Origin of the sequence: Paenibacillus sp. FSL K6-1230 (assembly GCF_038002385.1) — a bacterium.
Taxonomy (GTDB): domain Bacteria; phylum Bacillota; class Bacilli; order Paenibacillales; family Paenibacillaceae; genus Paenibacillus; species Paenibacillus massiliensis.
The window spans coordinates 6,074,496-6,100,064 of the sequence record NZ_JBBOCK010000001.1; the positions used below are offsets into that span (position 1 = coordinate 6,074,496).

The 25,569-nt window shown below is 49.2% G+C and carries 23 protein-coding genes and 1 riboswitch; of the genes, 12 read left to right on the forward strand and 11 right to left on the reverse strand.

The annotated features are described in order from the left end of the window. Positions 1-152 precede the first annotated feature (152 nt). Positions 153-256: riboswitch (purine riboswitch) on the reverse strand. Between the two features lie 306 nt (positions 257-562). The 4 genes from MKX74_RS26835 to MKX74_RS26850 all read left to right on the forward strand — a co-directional run bounded on the left by MKX74_RS26835 (position 563) and on the right by MKX74_RS26850 (position 5,115). After that, a complete protein-coding gene (locus MKX74_RS26835; RefSeq protein WP_341180358.1) occupies positions 563-1,270 on the forward strand; it encodes a response regulator transcription factor in 708 nt (235 codons plus the stop codon). Next, the gene (locus tag MKX74_RS26840; protein ID WP_341180359.1) at positions 1,267-2,262 is read left to right on the forward strand and encodes a sensor histidine kinase; all 996 of its coding nucleotides are present in this window, start codon (positions 1,267-1,269) and stop codon (positions 2,260-2,262) included. Before MKX74_RS26835 ends, MKX74_RS26840 begins: the two co-directional genes overlap by 4 nt. 224 nt (positions 2,263-2,486) lie before the next feature. Then, complete coding sequence (locus MKX74_RS26845) at positions 2,487-3,251, forward strand: ABC transporter ATP-binding protein (protein ID WP_341180672.1); 765 nt, start codon at positions 2,487-2,489, stop codon at positions 3,249-3,251. After that, positions 3,226-5,115 (forward strand): ABC transporter permease, encoded by a 1,890-nt coding sequence (locus MKX74_RS26850; RefSeq protein WP_341180360.1) that lies wholly within the window; start codon positions 3,226-3,228, stop codon positions 5,113-5,115. The genes MKX74_RS26845 and MKX74_RS26850 overlap by 26 nt, the downstream gene beginning before the upstream one ends. Positions 5,116-5,382: 267 nt before the next feature. On the opposite strand, the gene MKX74_RS26855 is transcribed toward MKX74_RS26850, so the two are convergent. Continuing rightward, positions 5,383-6,936: an acyl-CoA synthetase gene (locus MKX74_RS26855; RefSeq protein ID WP_341180673.1), complete on the reverse strand. Its 1,554-nt coding sequence runs from the start codon at positions 6,934-6,936 to the stop codon at positions 5,383-5,385. A 166-nt stretch (positions 6,937-7,102) separates the two neighbouring features. Then, positions 7,103-8,347 carry a serine hydrolase domain-containing protein gene (locus tag MKX74_RS26860; RefSeq protein ID WP_341180361.1) on the reverse strand — a complete coding sequence of 415 codons (1,245 nt, stop codon included), beginning with the start codon at positions 8,345-8,347 and terminating at the stop codon, positions 7,103-7,105. 219 nt (positions 8,348-8,566) lie between these two features. Between MKX74_RS26860 and MKX74_RS26865 the strand changes: the two genes are divergently transcribed. Together MKX74_RS26865 and MKX74_RS26870 are read left to right on the forward strand one after the other, a co-directional pair. Next, positions 8,567-8,767: a helix-turn-helix transcriptional regulator gene (locus tag MKX74_RS26865; protein WP_028590669.1), complete on the forward strand. Its 201-nt coding sequence runs from the start codon at positions 8,567-8,569 to the stop codon at positions 8,765-8,767. A gap of 2 nt (positions 8,768-8,769) precedes the next feature. Next, on the forward strand, positions 8,770-9,204 hold the full coding sequence (locus MKX74_RS26870; protein ID WP_341180362.1) for a branched-chain amino acid ABC transporter substrate-binding protein: 435 nt from the start codon (positions 8,770-8,772) through the stop codon (positions 9,202-9,204). Positions 9,205-9,424: 220 nt separating this feature from the next. On the opposite strand, the gene MKX74_RS26875 is transcribed toward MKX74_RS26870, so the two are convergent. After that, positions 9,425-10,192, reverse strand: coding sequence for a MerR family transcriptional regulator (locus MKX74_RS26875; RefSeq protein ID WP_341180363.1), 768 nt, complete (start codon positions 10,190-10,192; stop codon positions 9,425-9,427). Positions 10,193-10,354: 162 nt separating this feature from the next. Here MKX74_RS26875 and MKX74_RS26880 point away from each other — a divergent pair, with 162 nt between their 5' ends. After that, on the forward strand, positions 10,355-12,667 hold the full coding sequence (locus MKX74_RS26880; protein WP_341180364.1) for a GDYXXLXY domain-containing protein: 2,313 nt from the start codon (positions 10,355-10,357) through the stop codon (positions 12,665-12,667). A 353-nt stretch (positions 12,668-13,020) separates the two neighbouring features. Here MKX74_RS26880 and MKX74_RS26885 read toward each other — a convergent pair whose 3' ends face one another. The 5 genes from MKX74_RS26885 to MKX74_RS26905 all read right to left on the reverse strand — a co-directional run bounded on the left by MKX74_RS26885 (position 13,021) and on the right by MKX74_RS26905 (position 16,466). Beyond that, on the reverse strand, positions 13,021-13,134 hold the full coding sequence (locus MKX74_RS26885) for a putative holin-like toxin (RefSeq protein WP_018883865.1): 114 nt from the start codon (positions 13,132-13,134) through the stop codon (positions 13,021-13,023). 120 nt (positions 13,135-13,254) lie between these two features. After that, a complete protein-coding gene (locus MKX74_RS26890; RefSeq protein ID WP_018883864.1) occupies positions 13,255-14,187 on the reverse strand; it encodes a dihydroorotate dehydrogenase in 933 nt (310 codons plus the stop codon). Continuing rightward, entirely contained in the window at positions 14,168-14,872 is a 705-nt protein-coding gene (locus MKX74_RS26895; RefSeq protein ID WP_341180365.1) for a dihydroorotate dehydrogenase electron transfer subunit, read from the reverse strand. The genes MKX74_RS26890 and MKX74_RS26895 overlap by 20 nt, the downstream gene beginning before the upstream one ends. Positions 14,873-15,108: 236 nt before the next feature. Then, positions 15,109-15,651: a guanylate kinase gene (locus MKX74_RS26900; protein WP_341180366.1), complete on the reverse strand. Its 543-nt coding sequence runs from the start codon at positions 15,649-15,651 to the stop codon at positions 15,109-15,111. Between the two features lie 143 nt (positions 15,652-15,794). Beyond that, positions 15,795-16,466 (reverse strand): hypothetical protein, encoded by a 672-nt coding sequence (locus MKX74_RS26905; RefSeq protein ID WP_341180367.1) that lies wholly within the window; start codon positions 16,464-16,466, stop codon positions 15,795-15,797. Positions 16,467-16,780: 314 nt separating this feature from the next. On the opposite strand from MKX74_RS26905, the gene MKX74_RS26910 reads away from it, so the two are divergent. The 5 genes from MKX74_RS26910 to MKX74_RS26930 all read left to right on the forward strand — a co-directional run bounded on the left by MKX74_RS26910 (position 16,781) and on the right by MKX74_RS26930 (position 22,209). Further along, a complete protein-coding gene (locus MKX74_RS26910; protein ID WP_341180368.1) occupies positions 16,781-18,151 on the forward strand; it encodes a transcriptional regulator in 1,371 nt (456 codons plus the stop codon). 447 nt (positions 18,152-18,598) lie between these two features. Next, positions 18,599-18,853: an aspartyl-phosphate phosphatase Spo0E family protein gene (locus tag MKX74_RS26915; RefSeq protein WP_018883857.1), complete on the forward strand. Its 255-nt coding sequence runs from the start codon at positions 18,599-18,601 to the stop codon at positions 18,851-18,853. Between the two features lie 380 nt (positions 18,854-19,233). After that, positions 19,234-19,977, forward strand: coding sequence for a hypothetical protein (locus MKX74_RS26920; protein WP_341180369.1), 744 nt, complete (start codon positions 19,234-19,236; stop codon positions 19,975-19,977). Positions 19,978-20,168: 191 nt separating this feature from the next. Continuing rightward, the gene (locus MKX74_RS26925; protein ID WP_341180370.1) at positions 20,169-20,516 is read left to right on the forward strand and encodes a cupin domain-containing protein; all 348 of its coding nucleotides are present in this window, start codon (positions 20,169-20,171) and stop codon (positions 20,514-20,516) included. A gap of 178 nt (positions 20,517-20,694) precedes the next feature. Then, positions 20,695-22,209 carry an aminotransferase class V-fold PLP-dependent enzyme gene (locus tag MKX74_RS26930; RefSeq protein ID WP_341180371.1) on the forward strand — a complete coding sequence of 505 codons (1,515 nt, stop codon included), beginning with the start codon at positions 20,695-20,697 and terminating at the stop codon, positions 22,207-22,209. 12 nt (positions 22,210-22,221) lie between these two features. Here MKX74_RS26930 and MKX74_RS26935 read toward each other — a convergent pair whose 3' ends face one another. From MKX74_RS26935 to rlmN, 3 genes are all read right to left on the reverse strand, one after another. Continuing rightward, a complete protein-coding gene (locus tag MKX74_RS26935) occupies positions 22,222-23,106 on the reverse strand; it encodes a hypothetical protein (RefSeq protein WP_025681548.1) in 885 nt (294 codons plus the stop codon). Between the two features lie 16 nt (positions 23,107-23,122). Beyond that, complete coding sequence (locus tag MKX74_RS26940; RefSeq protein ID WP_341180372.1) at positions 23,123-24,220, reverse strand: glycosyl hydrolase family 8; 1,098 nt, start codon at positions 24,218-24,220, stop codon at positions 23,123-23,125. Positions 24,221-24,333: 113 nt separating this feature from the next. Further along, on the reverse strand, positions 24,334-25,422 hold the full coding sequence (rlmN, locus tag MKX74_RS26945) for a 23S rRNA (adenine(2503)-C(2))-methyltransferase RlmN (protein ID WP_028590657.1): 1,089 nt from the start codon (positions 25,420-25,422) through the stop codon (positions 24,334-24,336). Positions 25,423-25,569 lie beyond the last annotated feature (147 nt).

Here is a 25,569-nt window from a genome sequence, read left to right on the forward strand (position 1 = left end):
TCCAGAAAACGCAAAAAAGGACAGATCCCTTGACGTACTTCGCTCAAGTGAACCTGTCCTTCTGGGTTTTTGTCCCTGTAGGTGTAGCACAGTCATCCTGTGCCCGTATCGCTCGGACCAGCCCTTCCCTGCCCACGGCAAAGAAACGGAACCCTAGATACGCTATCACTCATAGTCGGACGATTGCAATGGTCATCCGGTAGAAACTTTTGGGCCATATCCCCAAGATTATATGAGCTGGCATTTTGTCTTGTCTGCATCTCACGAATCAGACAAAATGCATTTTGACGGTAACATGTATAGTACACCTTCTGCGGACAGGTTTCAAGGATTTTTAGCATACTTGTCTAGCCTATATGTTAATAACCGCCGCAGCAGCTAGTGGAGGGACATCTCTCACAGCATACCTGTCCGCCCACGATGGACTTGATCGATACGTTTTGCACACGAATGTTATAATAGTCCGTAGATTCATGCTGAATATGATCAGTACAATTGTACGATGTAAGGTTAAGATATATGAGTACAAGTACACCTTGCTAAATAAGGAGCGTTCTATGTGATGCAAAAAATTATGATCGTCGAGGATGACCCCAAAATTGCAGAATTGCTGCAATCACATATATCAAAGTATGGCTATGAAGTGGTTCAGCCCCACCGGTTCGAGCATGTACTGGATGAATTCCACACCCACTCCCCTGATCTGGTCCTGCTGGATGTGAATCTGCCCAGTTACGATGGCTACTATTGGTGCCGACAGATCAGGGCTGTCTCTACGTGCCCAGTATTGTTCATCTCCGCTCGTGCTGGTGAGATGGATCAGATCATGGCGCTGGAGAACGGGGCAGATGATTATATAACGAAGCCCTTTCATTATGGAGTCGTGATGGCCAAGATCCGCAGCCATCTGCGTCGTGCCTATGGAGAATATGCCGCTCAACATACGGAGCAGATACTAGAGAAGGCCGGGCTACGCCTCTACCCAGAGCGACTGGAATTGAGTCTGGATTACCGAACCGTGACATTGACACGCAAGGAATCCGATATTATCGAGAGCCTGATGGAACGCCATCCCCGGGTAGCTAGTAGAGAAGCTCTGCTGGAGAAGCTGTGGGACGACCAAGCCTTCGTAGATGAGAATACACTGAACGTCAATATCACTCGGGTCCGCAAAAAATTCCAGGAGCTGGGCGTCGAGGATGCTGTTGAGACCGTGCGCGGTACAGGGTACCGGCTGAATACCTCCTGGCTGCAGGAGGAGGAGCGATGAGATTATTCCTGCGAGAGCACGCCTTATTGGTTGTAGTGCAATGCCTTCAGTTTGTACTCATATTGTCCATCTATTGGATGGACGGCTACCGTAATCTTCGGCCAGCGCTCTACTCTATCTTCCTTGGAATATTCCTGCTCAGTTGCTATCTTATCTACCACTACATCAGCCGACGTCGCTACTATCAGCGTCTGAGTGAACCTATGCTCAAGCTGGATGCCTCCTTCCGCACCATGGACACAGCACCGATCTCCGAAGCTTTGGAGCTGCTACTGCATACCCAATACAAGCACTACCAGACCCAGCTGAACCATGCCCAGGCACAGCAAAGTCAGCATCTGACCTTCATGGACCAATGGGTGCATCAGATGAAGACCCCTCTGTCGGTCATCGAGCTAACCGTACAACAGATGGATGAGCCTGAGGGAGCGAGCATTCGTGCAGAGCTGGAGCAAATGCGCTCCAATCTGAACACCGTCCTGTACATGGCCCGGCTGCGTAGCTTTGAGCAGGACTTTCACGTCCGATCCGTGACCTTGGCCAAGCTCGTCAACGAGGTGCTGCATGATAACAAGCGATTATTCATTCGCAGTCACGTATATCCAGAGGTTCGTACCCTACAAGACATTCGCGTCGATACTGATGAGAAATGGCTCTTCTTCATGATTTCGCAGATTGTGATTAATGCGGTCAAGTACTCCGCCGGAAAGCATGACAAGGTACTCATTACCTCTGGCGCGAAGGGGAAGCAGGCCTACATCGAAGTCCGGGATCAAGGTGTTGGTATCCCGGCTGCGGATCTTAAGCGTGTCTTCAGCCCGTTCTTCACTGGGGCGAATGGTCGAGGCTTCCGCGAATCTACAGGCATGGGTCTGTATCTGACGAAGGAGGCTGCTGACCGCCTGGATCATCGTATTGAGCTGGAATCCATAGAAGGCGAAAGGACAACCGTCCGCATTCTCTTCTCCTCCTTCCACCATGAATCCGCCTGAACGAGTGGAACGAAGCATGGAAGGCACCCCCAACCTTACACGCATGTAATAAAAGTGAAAGCTGATTCGATGGTTCAGATGGAGACATCAGCACTATACTGTGAACATCTGATAGATGCACAACTGAAAGGCAGCCAGCATAGTCGATGCGATGAAGGTCCATCCTGTTAGGGTAGCTGATCTTGCGAGGCTTATGCGGCATGCTGACGAAAGGGGAAGCTGTCATGCTGAATGTCAATAAAGTTAGTAAAATCTATACTGGCAATATCGCTTATCGAGCCTTGACGGATATCGAGTTCACCATTGAGGAGGGAGAATTCGTCGGAATCATGGGACCATCGGGTAGCGGGAAGACAACACTGCTAAATATGATTGCTACCATTGATGAACCAACAACCGGGAGTATATTGGTGGATGGCCGGGACACAGGGAAGCTGAAGAAGCACGAATTGGCCCGATTTCGCCGGCGGGAGCTGGGCTTTGTATTTCAGGACTTCAATCTACTGCACACTCTTACGGTAGAGGAGAATATGGTTCTACCTCTCACCCTGGATGGTCACAAGGTGCAGGATATGAAGGAGAAGGCTCGCAATATTGCCGATGAGCTAGGCATTACTGGCATCCTGAACAAGCGCACATACGAAATATCAGGCGGGCAGGCCCAACGGGCAGCCATTGCCAGAGCAATGATTCACACGCCCAAGCTACTGCTAGCGGATGAGCCTACTGGTAATCTGGACTCCAAATCTGCGCGCGATGTCATGGAAATGCTGGAGCGGATCAATCATACGCAGCGCACAACCATGATGCTAGTAACTCATGACGCTATGGCAGCAAGCTACTGCCACCGGGTCATCTTCATCCGCGACGGACAGCTGTATACCGAAATTAACCGTGGCGATAACCGACAGACCTTTTTCCAAAAGATTATCGATACGCTGTCACTGTTAGGAGGCCATACCCATGACATTTCGTCAATTCGCATTTAATAATGTCCTCAGGAACAAGCGTCTCTATGCCGCCTATTTCCTAAGCAGCCTCTTCACGGTAATGGTGTTCTTCACCTTCTCGATCTTCGCTTATCATCCGATGCTCAGCGGAGAGAATGTGCATGGCAGTGCCGCTACAGCCCTGTCCTCCTCCAAATGGATTATCTATGTATTCTCCTTCTTCTTCGTGCTGTACTCCATGAGTACGTTCCTGCAATCCCGTAAGCGGGAGTTCGGTCTCTTGATGCTGCAGGGCATGTCGGATGGGCAACTGCGACGCATGGTCTTCCTGGAGAATATGCTGATCGGCCTCGCAGCCTCAGCAGGAGGTATCGGGCTTGGACTTATATTCGCCAAAGCCATCCTGCTACTCGGAGAGAACATTCTCCAGCTTGGGGGCAGTCTGCCCTTCTACATTCCGTGGCAGGCTATCACAGTAACACTAATCGCATTTCTGATTCTGTTCGTGCTCATCTCTCTGTTCATCGCGTTGGTGCTGCGTAGCGGCAAGCTTATCCAATTGATCAAGAGCAACAAGATATCCAAGGGAGAGCCCAAGGCTTCCCTACTACTCTCGCTACTGGTAGTTGCCTTGATTGGCATTAGTTATACGTTATCCATGAAGGCCAAGGGAGTAGAAGTGGTACTTCTGCTGGTTCCTGTAGTCATCATGGTATGCATCGCCACTTATCTATTCTTCACACAGCTTAGCGTCTATCTGATTCGCAAGCTCAAATCGAAGGAGCAAATCTTCTGGAAGAAGACGAACATGCTGTTATTCTCGGACCTGTCCTACCGCATGAAGGATAATGCACGTACGTTCTTCTTGGTAGCCATTATCTCAACTGTCGCCTTCTGTTCTATTGGTTCATTGTATGGCTTCCGCACGGTGCTGACCAAGCCGCTCATTGAAATAAACCCATACATTTTCCACTATGTATCCAAGCAAGGAGACACTGAGCAGCAGATGCATCTGCAGTTGATCGAATCGACACTTCAACGTGAGCAGATTCAGGCTACGCGAGGCGATGTCCGACTGAATTACTATCAGATCGAGGGTCAAAAACAACCTATCTTGATGATCAGCTTATCAGAGTATAACCGCTTTGCCGGATTGATGCAGGCAGATCCGATCAAGCTTGCGGGCAACGCTCCAATAGTCGTAGGGGCTGATTACGGTTTTGCTGCACCGAAAGATTCCGAGCTGCTGAGCAAGCCGCTCATCACATCATCCAAGCTCACTCTCCGGGCAGAGCAGAAGGTCACATCCCATCTACTGCCGGGTTCACTACACTATCTTATCGTTCCAGATCATATCGAATCGCAGTTAGGCAAGCCAGCCGAGCAAGAGCATTATTATGCGTGGAACGGTAGAGCAGGACAACCCGGCGCTATTGCAGCAGGTAAAGCCCTGCTGGGCACGCTTAAGCAATATGGAGATCAATATCAATTCCTTCCGAGGGACTATCAATTGGATGATACGATCAAGGGCTATGCCCCCATCCTATTCATCGGCCTGTTCATTGGCATTGTATTCTTCGTATCAGCTGGCAGCTTCCTCTACTTCCGTCTCTATAGCGATCTGGATGAGGATAAAGAGAAATTCAAAGCTATTGCCAAGCTGGGACTGAGCAAGCAGGAGCTGAGCCATGTGCTTACACAGCAAATTTCCCTGCTGTTCTTCACTCCCATTGTAATAGCATTAGTGCACGGTGCCGTGGCCCTGACAGCCTTGTCGAACATGTTCGAATACTCCCTATTCTGGGAATCCGCCTCCGTGCTAGGTATCTTCTGTCTCATCCAGTTCATATACTTCGTCATCGTTAGGTATTTCTATATCCGGCAGGTGCAGTCCGTGGTGTGATTCATAATCCAATGCAAATAGCCTGAAGCCAAAGGAGAGTGTATCCCGGCTTCAGGCCCTTTTATTATAAGGTGGGTCGCTACGTGTGTCCTTCTTGATGTATGTGCAGAGCTACTCAGCATCTGCTACAGGGCAATGATTCAGCTTCTGCTGATCACCCGATGAATATGAAGCTTAGGCTTCTCTACTTCACCTCATCATGTAAATTCAACCACACTACTCTGGCTTGTGCCTGATTGCTGACCCTTGGTCCCTTGGCTTAGTCTTTTACGCTTGGTTATTCTCCCGCTCACGGAGTTCTATCCGTCGAATCTTGCCAGAGCTGGTCTTCGGCAGATCGCTCACGAATTCAAGCTTGCGCGGGTATTTGTAAGGTGCCGTAATCGCCTTTACGTGATTCTGTAGCTCTCTCGCCAGCTCTGGGGAAGCTGCAGATTCGTTGCGCAGCACCACGAACGCCTTAACGACATGCCCCCGCATCTCATCAGGACTGGCAACGACTGCACATTCTTTGACTAATTCATGCTTCATAAGCGCTTCTTCAACCTCAAATGGACCGATGGTATAGCCCGAGCTGATAATAATGTCATCCCCGCGACCTTCGAACCAAAAGTACCCCTCTTCATCCTTGCTCGCCCGGTCTCCCGTGACAAAATAGGCTCCGCGCATGCTGGCTTCCTTGCGACCCGGGTCCAGATAATACGTGCGGAACAAGGCCGGCATATCTTGATGGACAGCGATATCTCCCACCACACCTGCCGGTAGTGGCTGTCCTTCCTCATCAATGACCTCGATTAGCCCCGGTGTGATGGACTGTCCCATGGAGCCAATCCGAAGCGGAGCATCCTTGAGACTGCCAATCAGCAGCGTGCTCTCGGTCTGTCCATAGCCATCGCGAATTGTAAGATGGAAGTGCCGTTGGAAGATCTCGATCACCTCTTGATTCAGCGGCTCTCCCGCCGATACTGCACTGCGCAGCTTGGACAGATCGTAGCCAGGCAGATCCTCTGCCTTCGCCATCAGCCGATATTCAGTAGGCGTGCAGCACAATACCTGAATTCCATATTGCTCAATCAGCTTCAGATAACGTCCAGGCTTGAACCCACCATTGTAAATGAAGCCCGTCGCGCCCCGGCCCAACACGGACAGGAACGGACTCCAGATCCATTTCTGCCAGCCAGGTGCGGCAGTAGCCCATACGGTATCTGAAGGCTGAATGTCCAGCCACAAGGATGCAGCAATCCGCAGATGAGCGTATCCCCAACCATGGCTGTGGACCACGCCCTTGGGATTGCCCGTCGTTCCTGAAGTATAAGCCAGGATCGCCATATCATCCCGATGAGTCTGTACAGAAATAGGCGCATCTGGTGCTCCCTGCATAAGCTCACTCAGATTCACCCAGCCTGATGGTGTCACGGATGCATCTTCCTGCATGCTCGTAGAAGAATAAACGACAATACGGTGTGCCAGGGCAGGCAGATCAGCTTCAATCTTCTGCACCTCCTCCGTCGTATCGGACCAAGCAATGACAGCACGAGCTTCAGAATGACGCAGGCGATATTCGAGATCCTTGGCTCTCAGCATTTCAGAGGATGGAATGATAACTAAGCCCAGCTTGAGACAAGCAATATAAATGATATAGGCAATTATCTGCCTAGGGACCATGACGAGCACACGATCTCCCTTCTCTAATCCTAGGCCATGGAGCCCAGCCACCAGACGATTCGCCTGATCGAGAAGCTCTCCATATGTAATCTCCTCCGTGTCTCCATGGTCGCTCAGCCAACGCAGCGCCACACGCTCCGCCGGGTGATTCTCCATCTCGGACGTGAGATTATAATATTCAGGTGCAATCCACTGTTCAAAATTCAAAGACAGGTCTCTCCCTTATGATCAATTGTGTAGCTATGTATATTATACTCCTAAATCCTAGGACCTGGTACTAGGACAACCAATATTCTTTTTTTCCATAATATAATCCTATCATCTACCCTTGAGACCCGGGCCAAGAACAGGCCTTGGCTATCTCGCGAAGTGCAGCCCCCACCACCGACTCCTGCTGCGGTCTGCCGGGGTCCATGTTCGTCAGGACAGCAGCACCCATTCCGAGCTGTGGAAAAGCTATCATCATGCCTTGGAAGCCGATTCCCCAGCCTCTGGACAAGATCTGAAGGACATCATCGGCGGAATGCAGGAAGATACCAAGCCCCGCAGCTGGCTCACAACCAAAGCCTGTCAGCATATAACGAACCAGCTCTGGTCGCAGGAATGCTTGAGACTCCCCTCGCCAAGCTTCCATAAGCGCAACCAGCATTCGTGCCAAATCCTCCGCCGTGGTCCACAGCCCTGCAGCTGCCTGATAAGGATAATAGGCTCGTCTGTCAGGAATGACCTCTCCTTGAGCATTATGACCTGCCGCAATACCGCGCCCACCTTCAATATCCATATCTTCAATATCCATGGGCAATGTCCTTCCTTCAGGATCGGCAGCCGAATTCCAGAATGACGTGTGTCGAAGCCCTAGTGGTCCTATGACCAGCTCATCCATGGCCTCCGCAAAAGGCAAACCTGTCACCTGCTCAACGATCAGCTCGATGACGCAATACCCCGCATCCGAGTAGCTGAACCGACTCTCTGGTACATAGCTTACTTTCAGCGGTTGCTGGAGATACCGGGTGCGTCCCGCCAAAATGTCCTCCAGCTCGGGCACCTGATCATCAGGCCGACATGCATCAAAGCTGCCCTCCGGGTCCTCCAGCCCTCCCTGATGAGCCAGAAGCTGCGATAACGTAACACTGATCTGGTAGCGCGGTCTCTGATCTGACACTTCATCCATATGCTTGACGAGGATATGCTGGTCTACCTCCTTACCACGATCTCCGATCATGTCCTTTTCCCGTTCATGACCCATGTCCTGTTCCATAGAATTCCTCATGTTCGGGCCTTCTGTCAGCTTCCAGGACTCAAGATACTCGTTCACATCTGCATCCAGTCTGAGCCGCTCCTGCTGCACAAGACGTAGCACTCCTAATGCTGTCACCATTTTACTCATGGAACAGGCATGGAACAGACTATTTCGTGCTACTGGACGATCATTGCCTCTCTCTAGCGTTCCTAGCCCCTCACTCCACGCGATCTGTCCACCCTGCAGGACAGCCACGCTCATCCCCGGAGTACCGTGTTCCTCCATAAGACTGGAGAGAGCTATCTTCAACTCAGCGTATCGGTTCATTGCTCCTCGCTTCCTTCCTCCATTATCTAGGCCGACTTCTATGCATTCTACCTTATAAATTCTATCCCCTACCCGCAGAGAATGAATATGATTATAATCCCTTGATACGGAAGAGGTGTTAAGAGTATAGGGTATTAAAAATAAGAATAATGCAATTTATATATTCCATTATGGAATATATATGTTACAATCTAAAGTAGATGGGAGGTGCTGTCTTCATTGGACAACCGGGTCAAACTTGCCAGACTGGCTGCGGGGCTGACCCAGCAGGAGCTTGCCGCCAAGACAGGCATCACAAGACAGACGATTAGCCTCATTGAGAAGGGAAGCTACAATCCCTCGCTCAAATTATGTCTTGATATTTGTCACGAAGTAGGCAAATCACTGGATGAGTTATTTTGGAAGGATAAGGAGGAATAACGATGTTCAAGAAAATTACAGACGAACGGCTGGTACTTGCACAGCTTAAGCATATCAAGCTCGCTTTTATGGTGCAGTCCCTGGGAATTCTGGCTATACTGGGCTATCAGGCAGTGTCGGAGGGCCCCCGTCAGATGATCGCCAATCCATTGTGGCTTGTATTCATGCTAAGTGCGGTGGTACTCGGTTATGCTCAACTGCATATTTCTGTAGATCATGAGGAGCCAAAGACGGCTTCCCTCAGGCCCTACTCCTATAAAGTATTGGGATGCCTCATGCTTGGAGTGCTGGTCTTCGTCCTCTACCTGGCGTTATCCAACGATCAACCATGGACCGAGGGTCTGCTGTTGGGGGCCGTTGCCACCATCTGCACGCTAGCTCCGGTAACGATTGTGCACCGATTGCGCTCGGCTCGTCGTCGCGAGGAGGAGGAGTAATATGTTCACTAGCTCTGCCAGGTATGACGATTCGATACAGCATCCACAAGGTCGTCGGGCTCGATCACGTCAGCATAAAATATATGCTCAATAAGGCCGCTCCAAGTGCCACCGAAATCATGGACTTTGAAGCGGCCTGCGCTCTTCTTCCTACTGGGCTCCTGCTCACAACTAGCACCACGATTAGATCAACTGTGAGTTTCTTATCTTTCTTCTCTTGTCAGCTATTCTCTTGTAAGTCCTCCCGCCGAACAGCATAGATCGCCATGGCATCTCGCATGAACAGAGCAAGTCCTTCTCCGAATTGATCGATATTGCGGGTAAAACGTTCATCGTCCACATACATCTGCCCCAAGCCCTTGAAGGCCTCCAGCGTATAGCTGTGACTACCCATGCTATTGAGAAATGCATACCACTCCCCGATGGCTTCCTGTGCCTCAGTGCTGTCTGGTACACCATTTCGTAGTGCAGCGAGCCTGAAGTAGATAGCATTCATGCGATCAGACATGGCCTGCTTCTCATCTGCGGGCATTCCCTTGACTTTGGCATTGGCCCCATCCACGGCTTCATCTCCCCAGCGCTTGCGCGCTTCCTCCTCATAGGGATTACTCCCGAAATCAAAACCCTTAAATTGTTCGCTTGCTGTCATCGTTATCTCTCCTCTTGTAGATTGCAGAGTCTTCTCAATCGTATCCAGCATCACATCAAGCCTCCGTCGCTTCTCACGCAGCATATTCTGCTGCAGCTCCAGTGCTTCTACCCGATCAAAGGAAGGACTGCTCAGAATCTCCTGAATCTGCTTGAGCGGGAAATCCAGCTCCCTGAAAAACAGAATCTGCTGTAGCCGAGCTAGGTCATCCTCCGAGTACAGGCGATACCCTGCTGTAGTCACTTCATTGGGGACGAGCAGACCGATCTCATCATAATGATGCAGTGTGCGCACACTAATGCCTGCCAGCTTGGCGACCTCTTTTACTCTCATGGCCATGATTCATCCTCCCTTCACCACTGACTATAAAGTATCACGAAGCGTGAGGGTCAATACCTGAATTCTTACCTGATTTATCATTTGGAGCCAAAGGTAAAGTCCTCTATAATGAAAGCATCTACAATCACATTACGCGCAACCGGGAAAGGATCTGTGGAACTCATGTTACGACTTCAAGCGGTGCGACTGGGCTTTCTGCTGGGAATCTCGCTCATTCTGTCAGCCATGATCTATTTCTTCGCTGCGAACTGGGGTGGTATGGATCGGCTGGGGAAAATTTCTCTGGCGACCGGACTTGTCATCCTGTTCTATGGAGTATCCTTTGTGCTGAGCCGCATGAAGGGGCTATTCGGACATCAGCATTTCCTGTCAAATATTGTGCTAGTCGGGGGCTGTATCTCCTTCGGAACGGCGGTTGCCTTATTGGATCAGATCTACAATGCTCACGCCAATAGCTATGTACTGTTTCTGGTCTGGTCCATCCCTGCACTGCTCTTGGCCTGGATTACGCGCTATCCAGCGTTTTATGTATTGTCGTACTTCCTGGTACATCTGGCGCTATGGTTCTACTTCATACCGTCCTCTGTATTCATGGCGTATGAAGAGCCCTATATGCTTATGTATGGATTCATTTTCCTGCTGGTGAATCTGGTGCTATTCATCCTGATCGAGAGTCGAAGATTACGTTCACCTGCCTTGCGTATACTTAGCTTCGTCGTGCTGCACATTACACTCTGGTTCCTGTCCAACTCCTTCTATTATGAGACCTATGGAGTGTATTTGAACGTGCTCTGGGTGGGGATGCTGGCAGCAGGCTTCTATTACTTCCTTCATGTGCGTTTCAATACGACCTTCGTAGCTCTGAATGCACTGGCTGTCTCGGGCTTCGCGGTCTTCAAATTCATTGAGCTGACGGTGTATCACTCGTCGACGCTATTTTTTCTGTACGGCCTGATCTTCGTCGCAGCGCTGCTGACGGGAAATGTACTGTTCTTCCGCTATTTGCGCAGGCTGGAGCAGACCAGAAATGCCGAATCTGGTGTCGATGAAGCACACACTGATCGGGAGATCGCTGCCCCGGCAGACAGCTTAGAATCGAAGCCTGTACCATCAGATTCAGATTCGACACACGATGCACGTTCGATCATGAGCGTACTCGTATCCCGAATCATTAAGATCGTAGGGATTCTGATCGGAAGCATTTCCCTGATCGGGCTAGCGCTCATTACCACCGGACTGTCGCATCCAGAGTATGGATTGCTCGCTCTGAGTCTAATCTTCATGGTCTCCATGACGATATGGCGTTCCGTGGATTCCGTGATTCGTTATACAATGCTCTGCATCGGGTACATTATCGGGGTCATCGCTGCACTATGGATAGATAACCTCGCTGTATCCATGATCATCACGTTATTGATCGGACTTGGATGGCTGCGCTCCGAAGGACGGACACAGCTATGGGCCACGCATGCCATCTGGAATCTCAGCATGGGCATGATGCTGTATCAGCTGCTGGACGACGTACCGCGCAGCTTCACTTACATGATGATGATATTGGCTCTGATCAACGGAGGACTTCTGGCTGCTCACTCCCGTCTGACAGCCCCGTCCTTGCATGAGAATGCACGCAAGCATCTCGGAGAAAGCAGCTTGTTCTTCACGCTGCTCTTCCTGTTGTGGCTGTCTTTCCTACAGTCCGCAATCCCTTACGGTCACTTAATGTTCAATATTTTGAACTTTATTGTAGTCACTTATCTGGCATTCCGATACCTCCAGCAGCATAGGATACTTCATGCGACTATAAGCGTGGTGTTCTGGTTCTTGTTTATCGGCTTCCAGTATTATGACCTTTTATGGCCCTTGCTGCACAAGTCTCTGACACTGGCTCTCTTGGGGATCCTTGCACTGGCGCTCGCTTATATAGCTGCCCGTCGGGCCGCAGATAGCTCCGAGGCCGCTGACTCCATACCGCACAACAGCTTGATTCGCAGACGTACGATTGCCATCGGGCTGGTGATTCTACTGCAGTTGGCTTACATCGGCTCTGTGACAGTCTACAAGGAGACACTGCTGCAGTCAGGAACAACGGTGAAGCTGGAGCTCATGCCAGTGGACCCCCGCTCACTGCTGCAAGGGGACTATGTACAACTGGGCTATACCATCTCAAATCCGCCATCTCCAGCACAGGAGAAGCTGATTGCAATGCCTTATAGAGCACGGGTAAGCGTCGTGCTTGCCCCGGGTGCCGACGGGGTCTACACCTTCCAACGACTATATCAGCCTGGTGAGACGCTTGAGACCGGAGAGCTCGTGCTGAACGGCAGGATGTCCGGAGGTGGTGGGATCTACTATGGTATTGAGAGCTATTTTGTGCCAGAAGGCACTGGATTGGATGTACAGACAAATGCCCGCTATGCTCACATCCGTATCAGCGCTGCCGGGGATGCCATTCTGGAGAGCGTAGGGCAGGATTAATGTGGATGGGATTGAGACCTACTCCTGTAGACAATAGCCCATGAAAGCTGCAGATTAAGGCGTATGCTCCGTTGTCAATATGACCAACTTTGTGATAAAATGTAAAAAGATTGTGTACCCTAAGAATAACATCTGTCGACTTGCTTCACAGAAGACAGACCGCACTTAGCGGAAGTTTTTCTTATGATGATAGAATGGTTCGCTCCACTGTAGACAGATTATATTCTATCGTCTATAGAAAAAGAGTAAGGATGTTGGCGCATCCTTACTCTTCGGCAACAGTCCGCTTACAAGGGCGGTAGGCTGCAGGCATTGGTACATGAGATAGACCGCTTACCTTTCGACAGGGCGGTCTATTTCTTTTTGTCTTGGGTCAGTGCAACGACAATAGTGACGACAAGTCCAATCAGCGCAATCAGCAGCGAACCGAACGTCATCATGAGTGTCAGTGCATCCTTCACCTCCACAGGCTTCACCTCCCCTACAGGAGACTAGCCGACCGCCCATCTAAGCCATTCTGTTGTTATGGAATATTATAACATATGCCGCAGTTTTAGAGAACGAAAAGCGAACAAAAATATATAAAACTATACAATTCCTCTAATCTCATCCAGAGCTTGTACCTTTTCTTGTCTCATCCATGCTTCCAGACCTGAGATTAGCTCCACCCCGGCTCGCAGATTCATGAAATTATACGTCCCAACCTGCACGGCAGCAGCCCCTGCCATGATGAATTCTACGATATCCTCAGCGGAGGTGATGCCCCCCATTCCTATGACCGGAATGCGCACCGCTTGGGCTGTCTGATGGACCATCCGTAGAGCGATTGGCTTGATCGCTGGTCCCGATAGACCCGCATAAGTCTGCTGGAAGGCGCTGCGACGGCGACGGATATCAATCTTCATGGCCTGAAAGGTATTGACCAGCGAGATGCCGTCCGCTCCCTCCTCTTCACACATGACCGCCATAGCCGTCAAATCCTCCGCTCCCGGAGACAGCTTCACGATCAGCGGAAGAGCTGTTGCCATTCGTACCGCTCGTACGACCTGACGAGCCACCTCGGTGCGGATACCGAACTGCATACCGCCTTCCTTCACATTCGGGCAGGAAATATTGAGCTCCAGCATATCCGCTGTCCGTAATCCTTCCCGACGCTGGGCAGCACAGGCATCATTGATAATACTCGCTGCTTTCACGTACTCTTCGATGTCGGCTCCTCCAAGATTGATCATAACTGCGGTATCCCATTGTGTCATGGACTCCAGTTCATCCCTTAGAAAGGCCTCCACTCCCGGATTCTCCAGACCTACACTGTTCATCATTCCTGATGCTGTCTCTTGCATCCGCGAGCCTTTGTTCCCCGCGCGAGGGTGAAGCGTAATGCCCTTGCCAGAAATCCCTCCCAGTAGACAAGGATCATAGAACTGCGCATATTCCCGTCCAAAGCCGAAGGTACCGGAGGCCATAATGACCGGATTCTTCAGCTCTACCCCTGCTATATTACAGGTCATGGAGTGCATTCCAATCCACCTCCCCTGCTTCAAATACGGGTCCATCCTTACATACCTTGCGATTGCCATGGGGTCCTTGCACAGAGCATACCAGACAGGCCCCTATCCCACAGGCCATACGTTTCTCAGCAGACAGGAACAATCTTACTCCAGTCCCCTCTACCTTGTGAGCCAACGCCTCCAGCATCAGATGTGGACCACAGGCAAAAATATACTCATAGCGCTCAGGCTGGACATGCTCCAAAATACTCTCGGCACCTACCGTAACCTTGACCTGACTTGTCCGTTCCTCAAAAGCAGACACGCCAAAGGCCGCTGTCGAAAATCCCAGAAATACCTCAGCCTGTGTATACCGCTTGGCAGCCATATATAGAGGTGCTGTTCCCATGCCTCCCCCTACCAGTGCTATGCGGCCTTCCACCTCGGGGAAGCCTTGACCAAAAGGTCCTTCCAGTTGGATCTCATCTCCTGGCTGTAATTCAGAGAGCAGTTCTGTCCCCGTGCCGACGATTCGGAACATGAATGCGATATAGCCGTCCCCTATGTCATATATACTGATCGGACGTGACAACACGGGAAAGCTGTCCCAGCAGCGCAGCATATAAAATTGCCCCATCGCGCCTGCATAATCGCCCTCCACCTTCAACACACTGATATCCGGAGCATACCGGACATTTGAGATTACTTTAGCCACAGTGAACCTCCCCTTTTGCATTCCTCTCACTATAATACAAAGGGCGGATTTCACATGTGAAATGAATCACTCACCTTCAAAACGAGCGCAGGATCATGCTATAGTTATTCAATTAACCGATAATCTGGAAGTATATCACACAAGCCACTGTCATAGGATTAACCTATTCACAGTGGCTGTGTTCATTTCGCGGGCCCTTGTTCAGCCTTTCCGCCCCACACAAAATACTACATCAACTACTTTAACAGTGCCTGCTTCAGAAGTTGGATTACACCCTCGGCCTTCTGCAGCTGTTCATCATTATTATTAATGATTAGATCACACTGCCCCAAACTTTGTATCTCCTGATCAAAGCCCATGAGACGGCGCTTGATCTCCTCAGGAGAGCTCTGGCGCTCCAGCAGTCGCTTGTGAATCTGCTCCCGGTCTGCTGCGATGCCAATTAGAAGCGTCTGGTCAGGAAAAAGCGCCTTAACCACTGCTGCCCCCTGTGCATCCATAACAGTAGAGACGGTCATTCCTCCCTCTATGGCCTCTTGCAGTGAGCGAAGTGAAGTTCCGTACAGCTCCCCGTGATAGGTGGACATCTCTGCCATACGACCTTGTCTGTACATGAACTCCAGCTCTTCTCGCGTAGCGAAGAAATAATGCTGTCCATGCTTCTCACCGTCCCGAGGTGGTCTAGAGGTCCAGGTGACTACACGCGGCAGTCCCAGCATAGCCTGAAGCGTGCTTTTACCCGAAGCGCTTGGCCCTTGAAAAATAACAATACGATACATGTACGTCCTCCACATTTCCTGAACTGCTTCTATTCCCGTCTTTAAAAGTATCAAGATCGTGTAACAGCATACCCCGTGAAAAGGTCTTGGCTACAGTCACTTGTGTGTCTGTCTCATTTCTCGCCTAACCGATGATAACCTGCTCAGGATTCCAACTGCAATACTGACAACACCTCGCGAACCAGCGGCTTCAGCGGATGTCCGATCTGGTTCCCCCTGTGATCCACTTGCCCTTTCACAGCATCTACCATAGATAGCTGAGCTACAGAGAGTCTATAATCAGGCTTCTGCTCTAGCAGCAGACGAATACGCTCCGATATAACGGCATCATACGTTTCCTTGTCTCCCTGCATAAGGAGTGGAAAGGCCCCGTCAATGACATCCGTCTCCACCTGCACAGTCTGACCTGAACGAACGGCATATTGCTGTAAACGGTTCATCGTCCCCTGTACCGTCTCGGGGTTGGTGAACAGGAGTAGTTGAGGGGTATTCATACGGCAAAGCTCCACAAAATAAGGCTCATCAATCGTTAGAATCGGAATATCACTGGATATGGGATCGCTGAGCTGTGACAGCAAAGCAGCATAGTAGGTACAGGTGATTAGAATTGCATCCAGTTGGCATCGCTGCATCCAATCCAATTGCTCCCTAACACGCCGCTTCGCCCCCTCATCACCCGGATCACGCTCTGGGTCTGAGCTGTATACAAGCCCTGGGTCTACAAAATGCATCCACTGAATCCCTTTATCGTGAAATGCTTCTTCAATATAGGAGATATTCGAATAGTGAGCATGCAAACAGCCCATTCGTTTCATCTTGCTTCTCCTCCTTCTTAATGAACTGAACTGGAGTTTATTTTAGCATAGCTGTGTAAGGTCGAAGAGAGAAGAAATCCTGTTATCCAACCCAGATTAATAGAAATTTGAAGAAAACAATTGACCAACGTCCAATAAATGGTTATATTTGTAACAATCATAAGGAAAAAAATTACATATGAATTTGATGATGGATTGAAGATGAGGCTCCCTTACATAGTAGCGTTCTTGTAGTTAAAAATTTAATAAATTATTCCAAACGTATATCTGGACGCTCATCAGATCCTAATGTTAAGCTTTAAGGGGTGGTTATATTGGCACAGGCAACCACGATTCGCACAGAACTTGAGAACTACATGGAGTTGAAAGCACTTAATATTAGTCAACTGGGAAAAATCTCAGGCCTTAATCCAGGAACGATCAGTTCAATTCTAAGCGGTAACAAAGTGATTGCCGTGGACCAGCTTGACCGCATTACCACCGTAATGGGGCTGGAGCATGGGCATTTTTACGAACAGTACATTGAAGAATGTCTTATCAATGCGCCACTGAACTGGCGGAGGATCAGACCCTTCCTGTATCGATGTGCTGAGCTCGGCAAGCTGAGCTGTATGGAGAAGGCTGTAGCCCTGCTAATTGATAATTTGACGTACTCTCCATTATTGTTCGAGACGGCCGAGGATTTCTTTCAGGATAACAAGCGTGAAGCTGCGGCAATCCTTTACGATGTCGTTGCCTCCAGTGAGCGCAGACAGCATTCAGAGCGCCTGGCTCTGTGTCAATATCGTCTCTTCTCCTTAAGATTGGGAGAGGATCATTCCAAGAATCTGCAAGCCGCCATTCAGTTCGAGCCGTTCGTGGAGCGTCTGGATGAGATTGATCAGTTGGATGCACTCAAGGATCTGGCTAATACCTATCGTTCCTTGCGACGGTGGGATAAGGTTGAAGAGGTCGCCAAGGAAATGGGTAGAAAAGCAGAGATTTTATATTTCATGTCTCAGAGTTCTAGAAGGCGCAGAGTAGCCGATGAGAAAACACCCGGAAGACCCCTCTTCTTTTATATCGCCTATTGTAATCTTCTACGTGCAGGTGCTAGTGAAGCTTCTCGTGATTATGATCAAGCGCTCCAATTTACATACGATTATGCCGATCTTAATTGGGTTAAAGAGAACGACACTGAAACTTTGCGATGGAAGTCACTTTTTCAGGAATGGGCTGAAGCTAATACCTTGGTGAACAAATTAATGTCTGGTGACATAAGTATACTACCTGATTACATCGCATATATTGAGACTAAAGAATATGAGATTTCATCTGCGTTATTAAATATCATTGTCGTAGCAAATCGCTATCATGCGGACGTTGATCCGATACTCATTCGATATGAATCCGAAATCAGTAGATGGATGGAGCAGCAAGAAGCATTAGGAAATTACACAGAACAAATGGTGGCTGAGCAATCTGTTCGTTTTCTCTATGAGTTAGCTTTATATTATTTAGAAAAGTCTATGTACTCATATGGTTTTAAATACCTACTGGACGGATTCAAAAAATCTATTAATATCAATGATATAGATAGTATACTAAAGAGTATCCGTTTATTTGAGCGTTACAGAGGTTATGCATCCATAGAAATTAAGACTAGTTACCAAAATATTCTCCTTACAGAAAGGGAAACCCTATGAAAAAGAAAGCTTTCATAATATTCATAGCATTTAGCTTTGTAATATTCCCATACGTTCATGGTATAGGAAAATTTGCACCTCCTTTTACTACCAACCTTGACCAACATGGATCTGGTTAATTAGGTTCATTTTTAAATATCAGTATCTAATATTAGAAACATGGAAATTTTTTGTTAATTAAATAAGTAATTTGGCGTAGACAGGTAATATGAGAGCTAAATCTCGTATTACCTTTTTATTTTGTTAGTGAAGATAATTAACCTAGGTTTCAAGCTCCTCAGGCTTCACTCCACATGACATTCCAACCTGCAACTGGATATGTAACATGTCCAAATTATTTACACCCAGATATAGACATATCCCCCTAAACTAAGGATGTGGGATTCTAGCTACTGATAGATACGGCCCACACACACAGAATAACCCAACAGAAGGAGGTGTGTAGGGTTGATCCATCAGAAGTCCTTGCAGCAGAGCATTGATGTAGCTCGACAGCAGCTCTATAACCTGGCCAAGCACTATGATCTGAGTCACCCGATTGTGTTGAAGCAATCCATGGTATTGGACGAGCTTATTAATAAATACAATCGCTTGACTTATAAACGGAGTCCTCGCCCGCTCAGTAACAACAACGAGATTCATGAAGAGAGTGCGGCCTATACACTATCCTATTCGAAGAGCTATTTGATGCCTACCACATGACCATAATCTGTTCAGCCAAACTAATCCTATATCATAGACAGTCAGATGTCCGCTATTAATCCCATGTGGGAGCAACGTCCCCTTGTTCATCTGGCTGTTTTTTTGTGCTGTCTTACGAACCTCACTCCAGTTCACGTATATCCATAGCCCTCCCCCACTTCCCACCTTTGGTGGTCTCATGCATCTACCGTTCTCGCATCACTCCCCCCCAACTCCATACATAACGCCCTACATCTTCAACAATTACTCAACTTACCTTCAGTCTAAATTCAGCTTCGCAGCCGATGAACTGCTCTGTGGGCGCTGCAATAGGGCGTTGAATGTGAAAGAGGATAGACAACAAACCAAATTGATCACGCTGAAAGGAAAGGGACTCCACTATGTCTATTAGCACCGACTATTACCGTAATCTCTTATCTTACACAACTACAGAATACGGGAGTGTAAACCATGCACAGAAGAACTCTCCTGCACTGCCTCCCAAGCCTGCGGGACAAGAACAAGGAAATCACGACTCGCTGCAGTTAAGTGCAGAATACACCGAACACACGTCTGGAGAGCAAGCCATTACTCCAACAGGTACCTACAGCAGGCCACCACGACCGGAACCGCTGACCACGGATCAGGAGAAATCCTTGCTCAGCTCGATCCAGCAAGCTATTGCAGAAGCCTCAACGTCCAGCTCGGTCACAGGGCAATCTTCCAGAGGAACAGAAGAGGAGATCGATCCATTTGCGGAGCTGCAGAATATTCTGACAGATTTTGATGCCTCGGTAGCTACAGATGAGGAAGTATCCGAGCTGTTTGATCAGGTTATGGAGCTTATGGAGAGCCTGAGACCACAGCCGCCAATGAGGCAAGCAGAGGAAGAGGCAAGTGATTTTAGCGGGATTCCTTCGGAACTGTTAGCCATGAACGGTATGCTGCCTCCGTTCGTCATGAATCTCAACTCTGCCTTCGCAGATCAGGACAATGGTTCCAGCAAGCTGAGCCCAGAGGACAAACGCATACTACTGTCAGAGCTGAGCGAGCTGGATACAGCAGCAACAGATGAGGAGATTGGCGCCTGGTATGAGGAGCTGACGAAGTTAATTCAGAATTCCACAGCTAGCACAGAGCTGTAAGCACCAACGAGTCTATGCAACTAGCCCACACCGGATGTCATAAGCAGCATCAACGAGCACCAGCATGGCCTCAAGAGATGAGGAACGTATGCAGGCTTTGTCCGAATCTTTAGCGAAATACCAATTTGAACGATTAAGCTCCGAGACAAATGTGTGGTTGTTTTTAGGAATTTCTATAGGAGGGATAGAGGATGATTGTCAGAAATTTTTTGGAGGCACCGCTGCGAATCGCCAGCAGCCATCAGGGCAAAGGAGAGGTGAAATCCGTCAAGCTGTTCGGTGAAGAGGATTATGACAGTAAGCTACGATTTTTCTACTACATGGAGCTTCCCCCTGGCACGTCTATCGGCTATCACGGGCACAAGCAGAATGAGGAAGTGTACGTGGTTCTGGAGGGCCAGGGACGAATGACGGTAAACGGGAAAGAGAGGGATGTAAAGCCAGGAGATGTGATATTGAACAAACCGAATTGGAGTCACGGGCTGGAGAATGCTTCAGATTCTGTTGTTCGGCTGCTGGTATATGAGGCAAATTGCTGAGTAGTCAGCTTCGGAGGCACAACCGCAAGTGCAAGCTCCGGTGTATCTTGCCTAGGTGGGTATCTGCACCTGGAGTTAGCATTTAAGTCGGAACAGTGAAAATACTTAGCTTTCATTAACCTTTGAGCACCTTCCAGCGTAGGCTACATAGCAGACTGAATGCAAAAGGAGGCTCATGATGCTCCAGGCAATAATTGGCCGTGCCACCTATGCGCCGCGCAGTACATCGGAGGATTATTTTCAATGGTATCGTAATCAGGTCATCGGCCAGCACCACATCTTCGCGACGCCATACGGGAGACAAAGATTGCTATATACTGACTGGACGGCCAGCGGACGACTGTATCGTCCCATCGAGGATTACATGATTCATGACATAGGACCGTTAGTTGCCAACACCCATACAGGCTCGAATCTCACCAGTGCAGCCATGACAGATGCCTACCATGAGGCAAAAGCGATGATCAAGAGACATGTCCATGCAGATGAGCAGGATGTTATCCTGTTCGCTGGAACAGGAATGACCGGTGCAGTCCACAAGCTGCAGCATCTGTTAGGCTTGAAAAAAACGCCGCTCCTGCCTCTGGCATCTGAGGATCGTCCACTAATCATAGTCACCCATATGGAGCATCATTCGAATCAGATTTCCTGGGCGGAGACCTATGCGGAGGTATGGTGCCTTCCCCCTGGAACAGATGGATTGGTCGATCTGAACGCTCTTGAGGCCGTGCTCTACCAGCACCGTGAGCGCAAGTATAAGATTGGTGCTTTTACAGCCTGCTCGAACGTAACAGGTCTCCGCACTCCGTACCATGAAATGGCCCGCATCATGCATGAGCACGGTGGCATTTGTGTCGTGGATTTCGCAGCAAGTGCACCATATGAGACGATTCGCATGCATACAAGTAATCCACTGGAGCAACTGGATGCAATCTGCTTCTCACCGCACAAATTCCTTGGTGGTCCTGGTAGCTGTGGAGTGCTGATTATGAATTCCAGGCTATACACCAGTTCAATACCGGAACAGCCCGGAGGTGGAACTGTATCATGGACGAATCCATGGGGAGAGCATCGCTATCTAGGTGATATTGAAGCGCGAGAGGACGGAGGAACACCGGGATTCCTGCAAGCTATCCGTGCGGCACTGGCAATTCGTCTGAAGGAGCAGATGGGTATAAGTCGCATCGAACAGCGTGAGCGGCAGCTCACTACACGACTGCTTCAAGGGTTGAGTCGTATCAGCCGAGTCTCTGTGCTGGCAGGACAGCATAAGGATCGTGCAGGTATTGTATCTCTACTGATTGAGGGAGTTCACTATAATCTGGCTGTACGTCTACTGAACGATCGCTTCGGGATTCAGGCACGAGGAGGCTGCTCATGTGCTGGCACCTATGGACACTATCTGCTCCAGCTTGGACCATCTGAGTCTAAGGCCATGACAGACCAGATTGATCAGGGCAACATGTCGCTCAAGCTTGGCTGGGTGAGAATATCACTGCATCCAGTGATGACAGATCAGGAGATCGAATACATTTTATCCGCGATTGAGGCAATCGCAGATCACGGCGCACAATGGCAATCAGACTACGTATATGACGCAAGCACAAATGAATGGCAGTACTACGGGGATTCCGATCATCAGGGACAGCCAGTGAGCATAGGGCATCCGTTATCCTTGTTAAACGCATTTTAGCCAAAGATAATCCTACCTTATTACTGATAGCCCCTGAACATCCAGATCTGTTCGTGAATGGTGTTCCAGCTCGGAAATGACAGTATCAATGCATGGGTACTGCTCCCATTGCTCCAGCTGAAACACCATAGCTCCGGAACGAACAATAATCTGTATATGATGTCCCTGGCTGTTAATATACTCCACCTCCATCAGAGCCGCCTTCAGCCGCCCAATGAGCAACTGTATGTAATCCTCATTCATCATAGGACATAGAATGACGAACCTCCCCTCTCCTATGAAGAAAGTGTAGTCATCGAATCTTAGCTCCCTCTGAATCGAATTGGATAGATCCATCAACAATCGTGCACAGCCTACAGAATCTAGTGGCTCCGTATCCGCTGGCTGCGGCTTTACCTTGAACATCATAATGCACAGACTATAGCATTCAGGAAAGCGACGTGCCAGATTGGAGTGTCTCATGACAGCCTCTTGTAACGCTTCCTTATTGCCCAGATTCGTACATAGCCTGAGACCTGGGCTGGTTGATTGCGGTCCGTATAGACTCTCTGTTGGAGATTCGCGGCGCAAGAGCGATTGTATACGAGATGCGATGATTGCATTTCCCGGAATAAGGAGCAGCCAGAACAAGTTCCATGCACCGATGTTGTTGTATGAGACAAGCCAGATTGGATAGGCAATCAGGAACATCCCCACACAAATGATAGTCCTGCGTACAGAAAGTAACAAGCCAGCGACCAAAGCCACAAGGCTACCTATCAGAAGTAGTAGCTCCGTCAACTGATAGGCACCATGGATACGGCTATGCAGATATAGCGCTACTTGCTGCAAGCTTGCAATACTGATTAAGACAACGTATGCCCAGACGGCTCCTCGCGGCACACTTCGCTTCTTCATAGGCTACCACCTCCTGCTATTTTCCAAGCGCCCTCTCAGCCAACAATGGAAGCAGATTATCGAACATATGTGTATTCTGATCAAATACATAGCCTCCAGCATAGGCACCATGATTCTTACGGAAGGTAATCATACGGGCGTATAGCTGCTCAGCCCATGGACGGTCATTCATATCCAGCGCCAAAAGAATGGCCAGCCCATAGACAGCCGGAGATTCATACTCCACCTGCGCTTGCAATGTGCTTGCCGCATAGCGCCCCTTCAATCCCCCATGCTCTGCGAACTCACGCTTCATGAATTCTATGAGCGCCTCTGGTCTACGACCAGCCTCCACCATGTGGATGCCTACAATCAGCTGGTCAATCAGATTCACCTCGTCCGCGTACTGATATTCCCCGCTTATTACATTGAAGGTTCTAGGGAAGAAGGTCCCATCCTCCGGTAAAGTTAACAGCATCTGCTCATACTGGTTGTATTCCTCCTGTCCAATCCATCCCTTGTCCCGCATGCCGCGCAGGGCAACCGTATCCACATAGACAAGACTTAACGTCTCGGGGACATAGCTATGCTTGAAATCATTAAAGTCAACAAAATAGCCCTGGTTACGTACCTGTTCATGCAATGTCTTGGATATCACTTCAGCAGTCTGCTCGTAAGCTCCTCCTTCCTGCTCCCATACACTGGAGGCCTCTAACAAAGCACGGATGATTCGAAAATCATCTCCCAGGGCATTCGTATTCACGGTAGAGCTTCCATCCGGCTCCAGCTTCCAGGTCACATACTTCTGATCGTTCAGGAAGCGATCCATTAACACACGATAACTACTCTCGAAGAGCTGCTGATCCTCCTTCATGACTGCGTATTCCATCCACAGTCCCAATGACTCCGACAATGCCTCTCGGCCTGCAGGGATATCTGGATGCTCGGATATATCAGCCTGTAGATAGGAGGCCAACGTGCCGTTTGAATTCGTCATATGCTTCAGGATGAATTGCTCTGTGGCACGTGAGGGCTTATCAGCCATGCTATTATACCACCACCATCCAAGAGCTACGCCTACCACGACCAGCGTCACTGTACCTGTAAGTATAAGACTGCTTGTACGCCTCTTCATCTCTAGCAATCACATCCCTTAGTTGTCATGTCTTTATCCGAATCACTGTATATGAAAAATCCAAAAAAAGAAGCGCGCCCATCGAGGTACACGCTTCTTCCTCTGCCCGCCCCTTAACCGGCTGTTACTTGCTTGCGATCTGCTGCATCCTTCTTCATCTGCTTGCTACGAAGCTGTCCACATGCTGCATCGATATCCGTACCATGTTCAAGCCGTACCGTGCAGTTAATGCCATTCTTCTTCAGAATATCATAGAATGCAACAATAGATTCCTGTTCGCTACGCTGATATTGGCTGTGCTCATCAACAGGATTGTAGGGGATAAGATTAATACTAGAGCTTCCACGACGAGGTGCAATCAGCCGTGCCAATTCAACTGCATCCTCTCTGCGGTCGTTCACATCCTTGAGTAGGATATATTCGAACATCACCCGGCGCTTCGTGCGCTCCACATAATAATCGACAGCCTCCATCAGCTGCTCGATCGGGAAAGCACGGTTAATCTTCATAATTCGTGTCCGCAGATCATTGGTAGCAGCATGCAGAGAGATCGCCAAGTGCACCTGCAGGTCACTATCCGCAAATTCCTTGATCTTCTCTGGCAGACCACTTGTTGAGACCGTTATACGCTTTGGCCCGATAGCCAAGCCCTTGTGATCCTTAATAATACGGACGAAGTTAGATACATGCTCAAAGTTATCCAGCGGCTCGCCAATTCCCATCACCACAATGTGAGTGACTCGTTCATCTTGTCCACGCTGATCCAGATACAGCTGCACATTCATCAGCTGCTCCACAATCTCGCCTGCCGACAAATCCCGGCTCTTCTTGATGAGGCCACTGGCACAGAAGCTACACCCGATGTTGCAGCCTACCTGCGTCGTTACACAGACAGACATGCCGTACTTTTGCCGCATCAGCACCGTCTCAATCAGATTGCCATCCTGTAGTCTCAGGAGGAATTTGACCGTGCCGTCTCGCGATTCCTGCTTCACATGCTCACTTAGCGTATGCATGACGAACTGCTCTGACAGCAGCTGTACAATCTCTGGCTTAACCTCTGTCATTCGTTCAAAATCCGTAACTCTCCGGCGGTACAGCTCTTCCCACACCAGTGTGGCCCAGAACTTGGAGTATCCGCGCTCACCCAGCCATCCCGTCAGCTGCTCCAGCGTTAATCCATATATAGAAGGCTTATTCATAGCTATCCTCTTTTCAATCTCCATAATGATCCTCGTATACGACAATTTCAAGCCACTTTATCACAAACACTACTTGCTTTTTGCCCTATTGCTCATTGTCCCAAATTTTAAAGATGAACACAAGAGAGAAAGCATGGGGATTCCTGT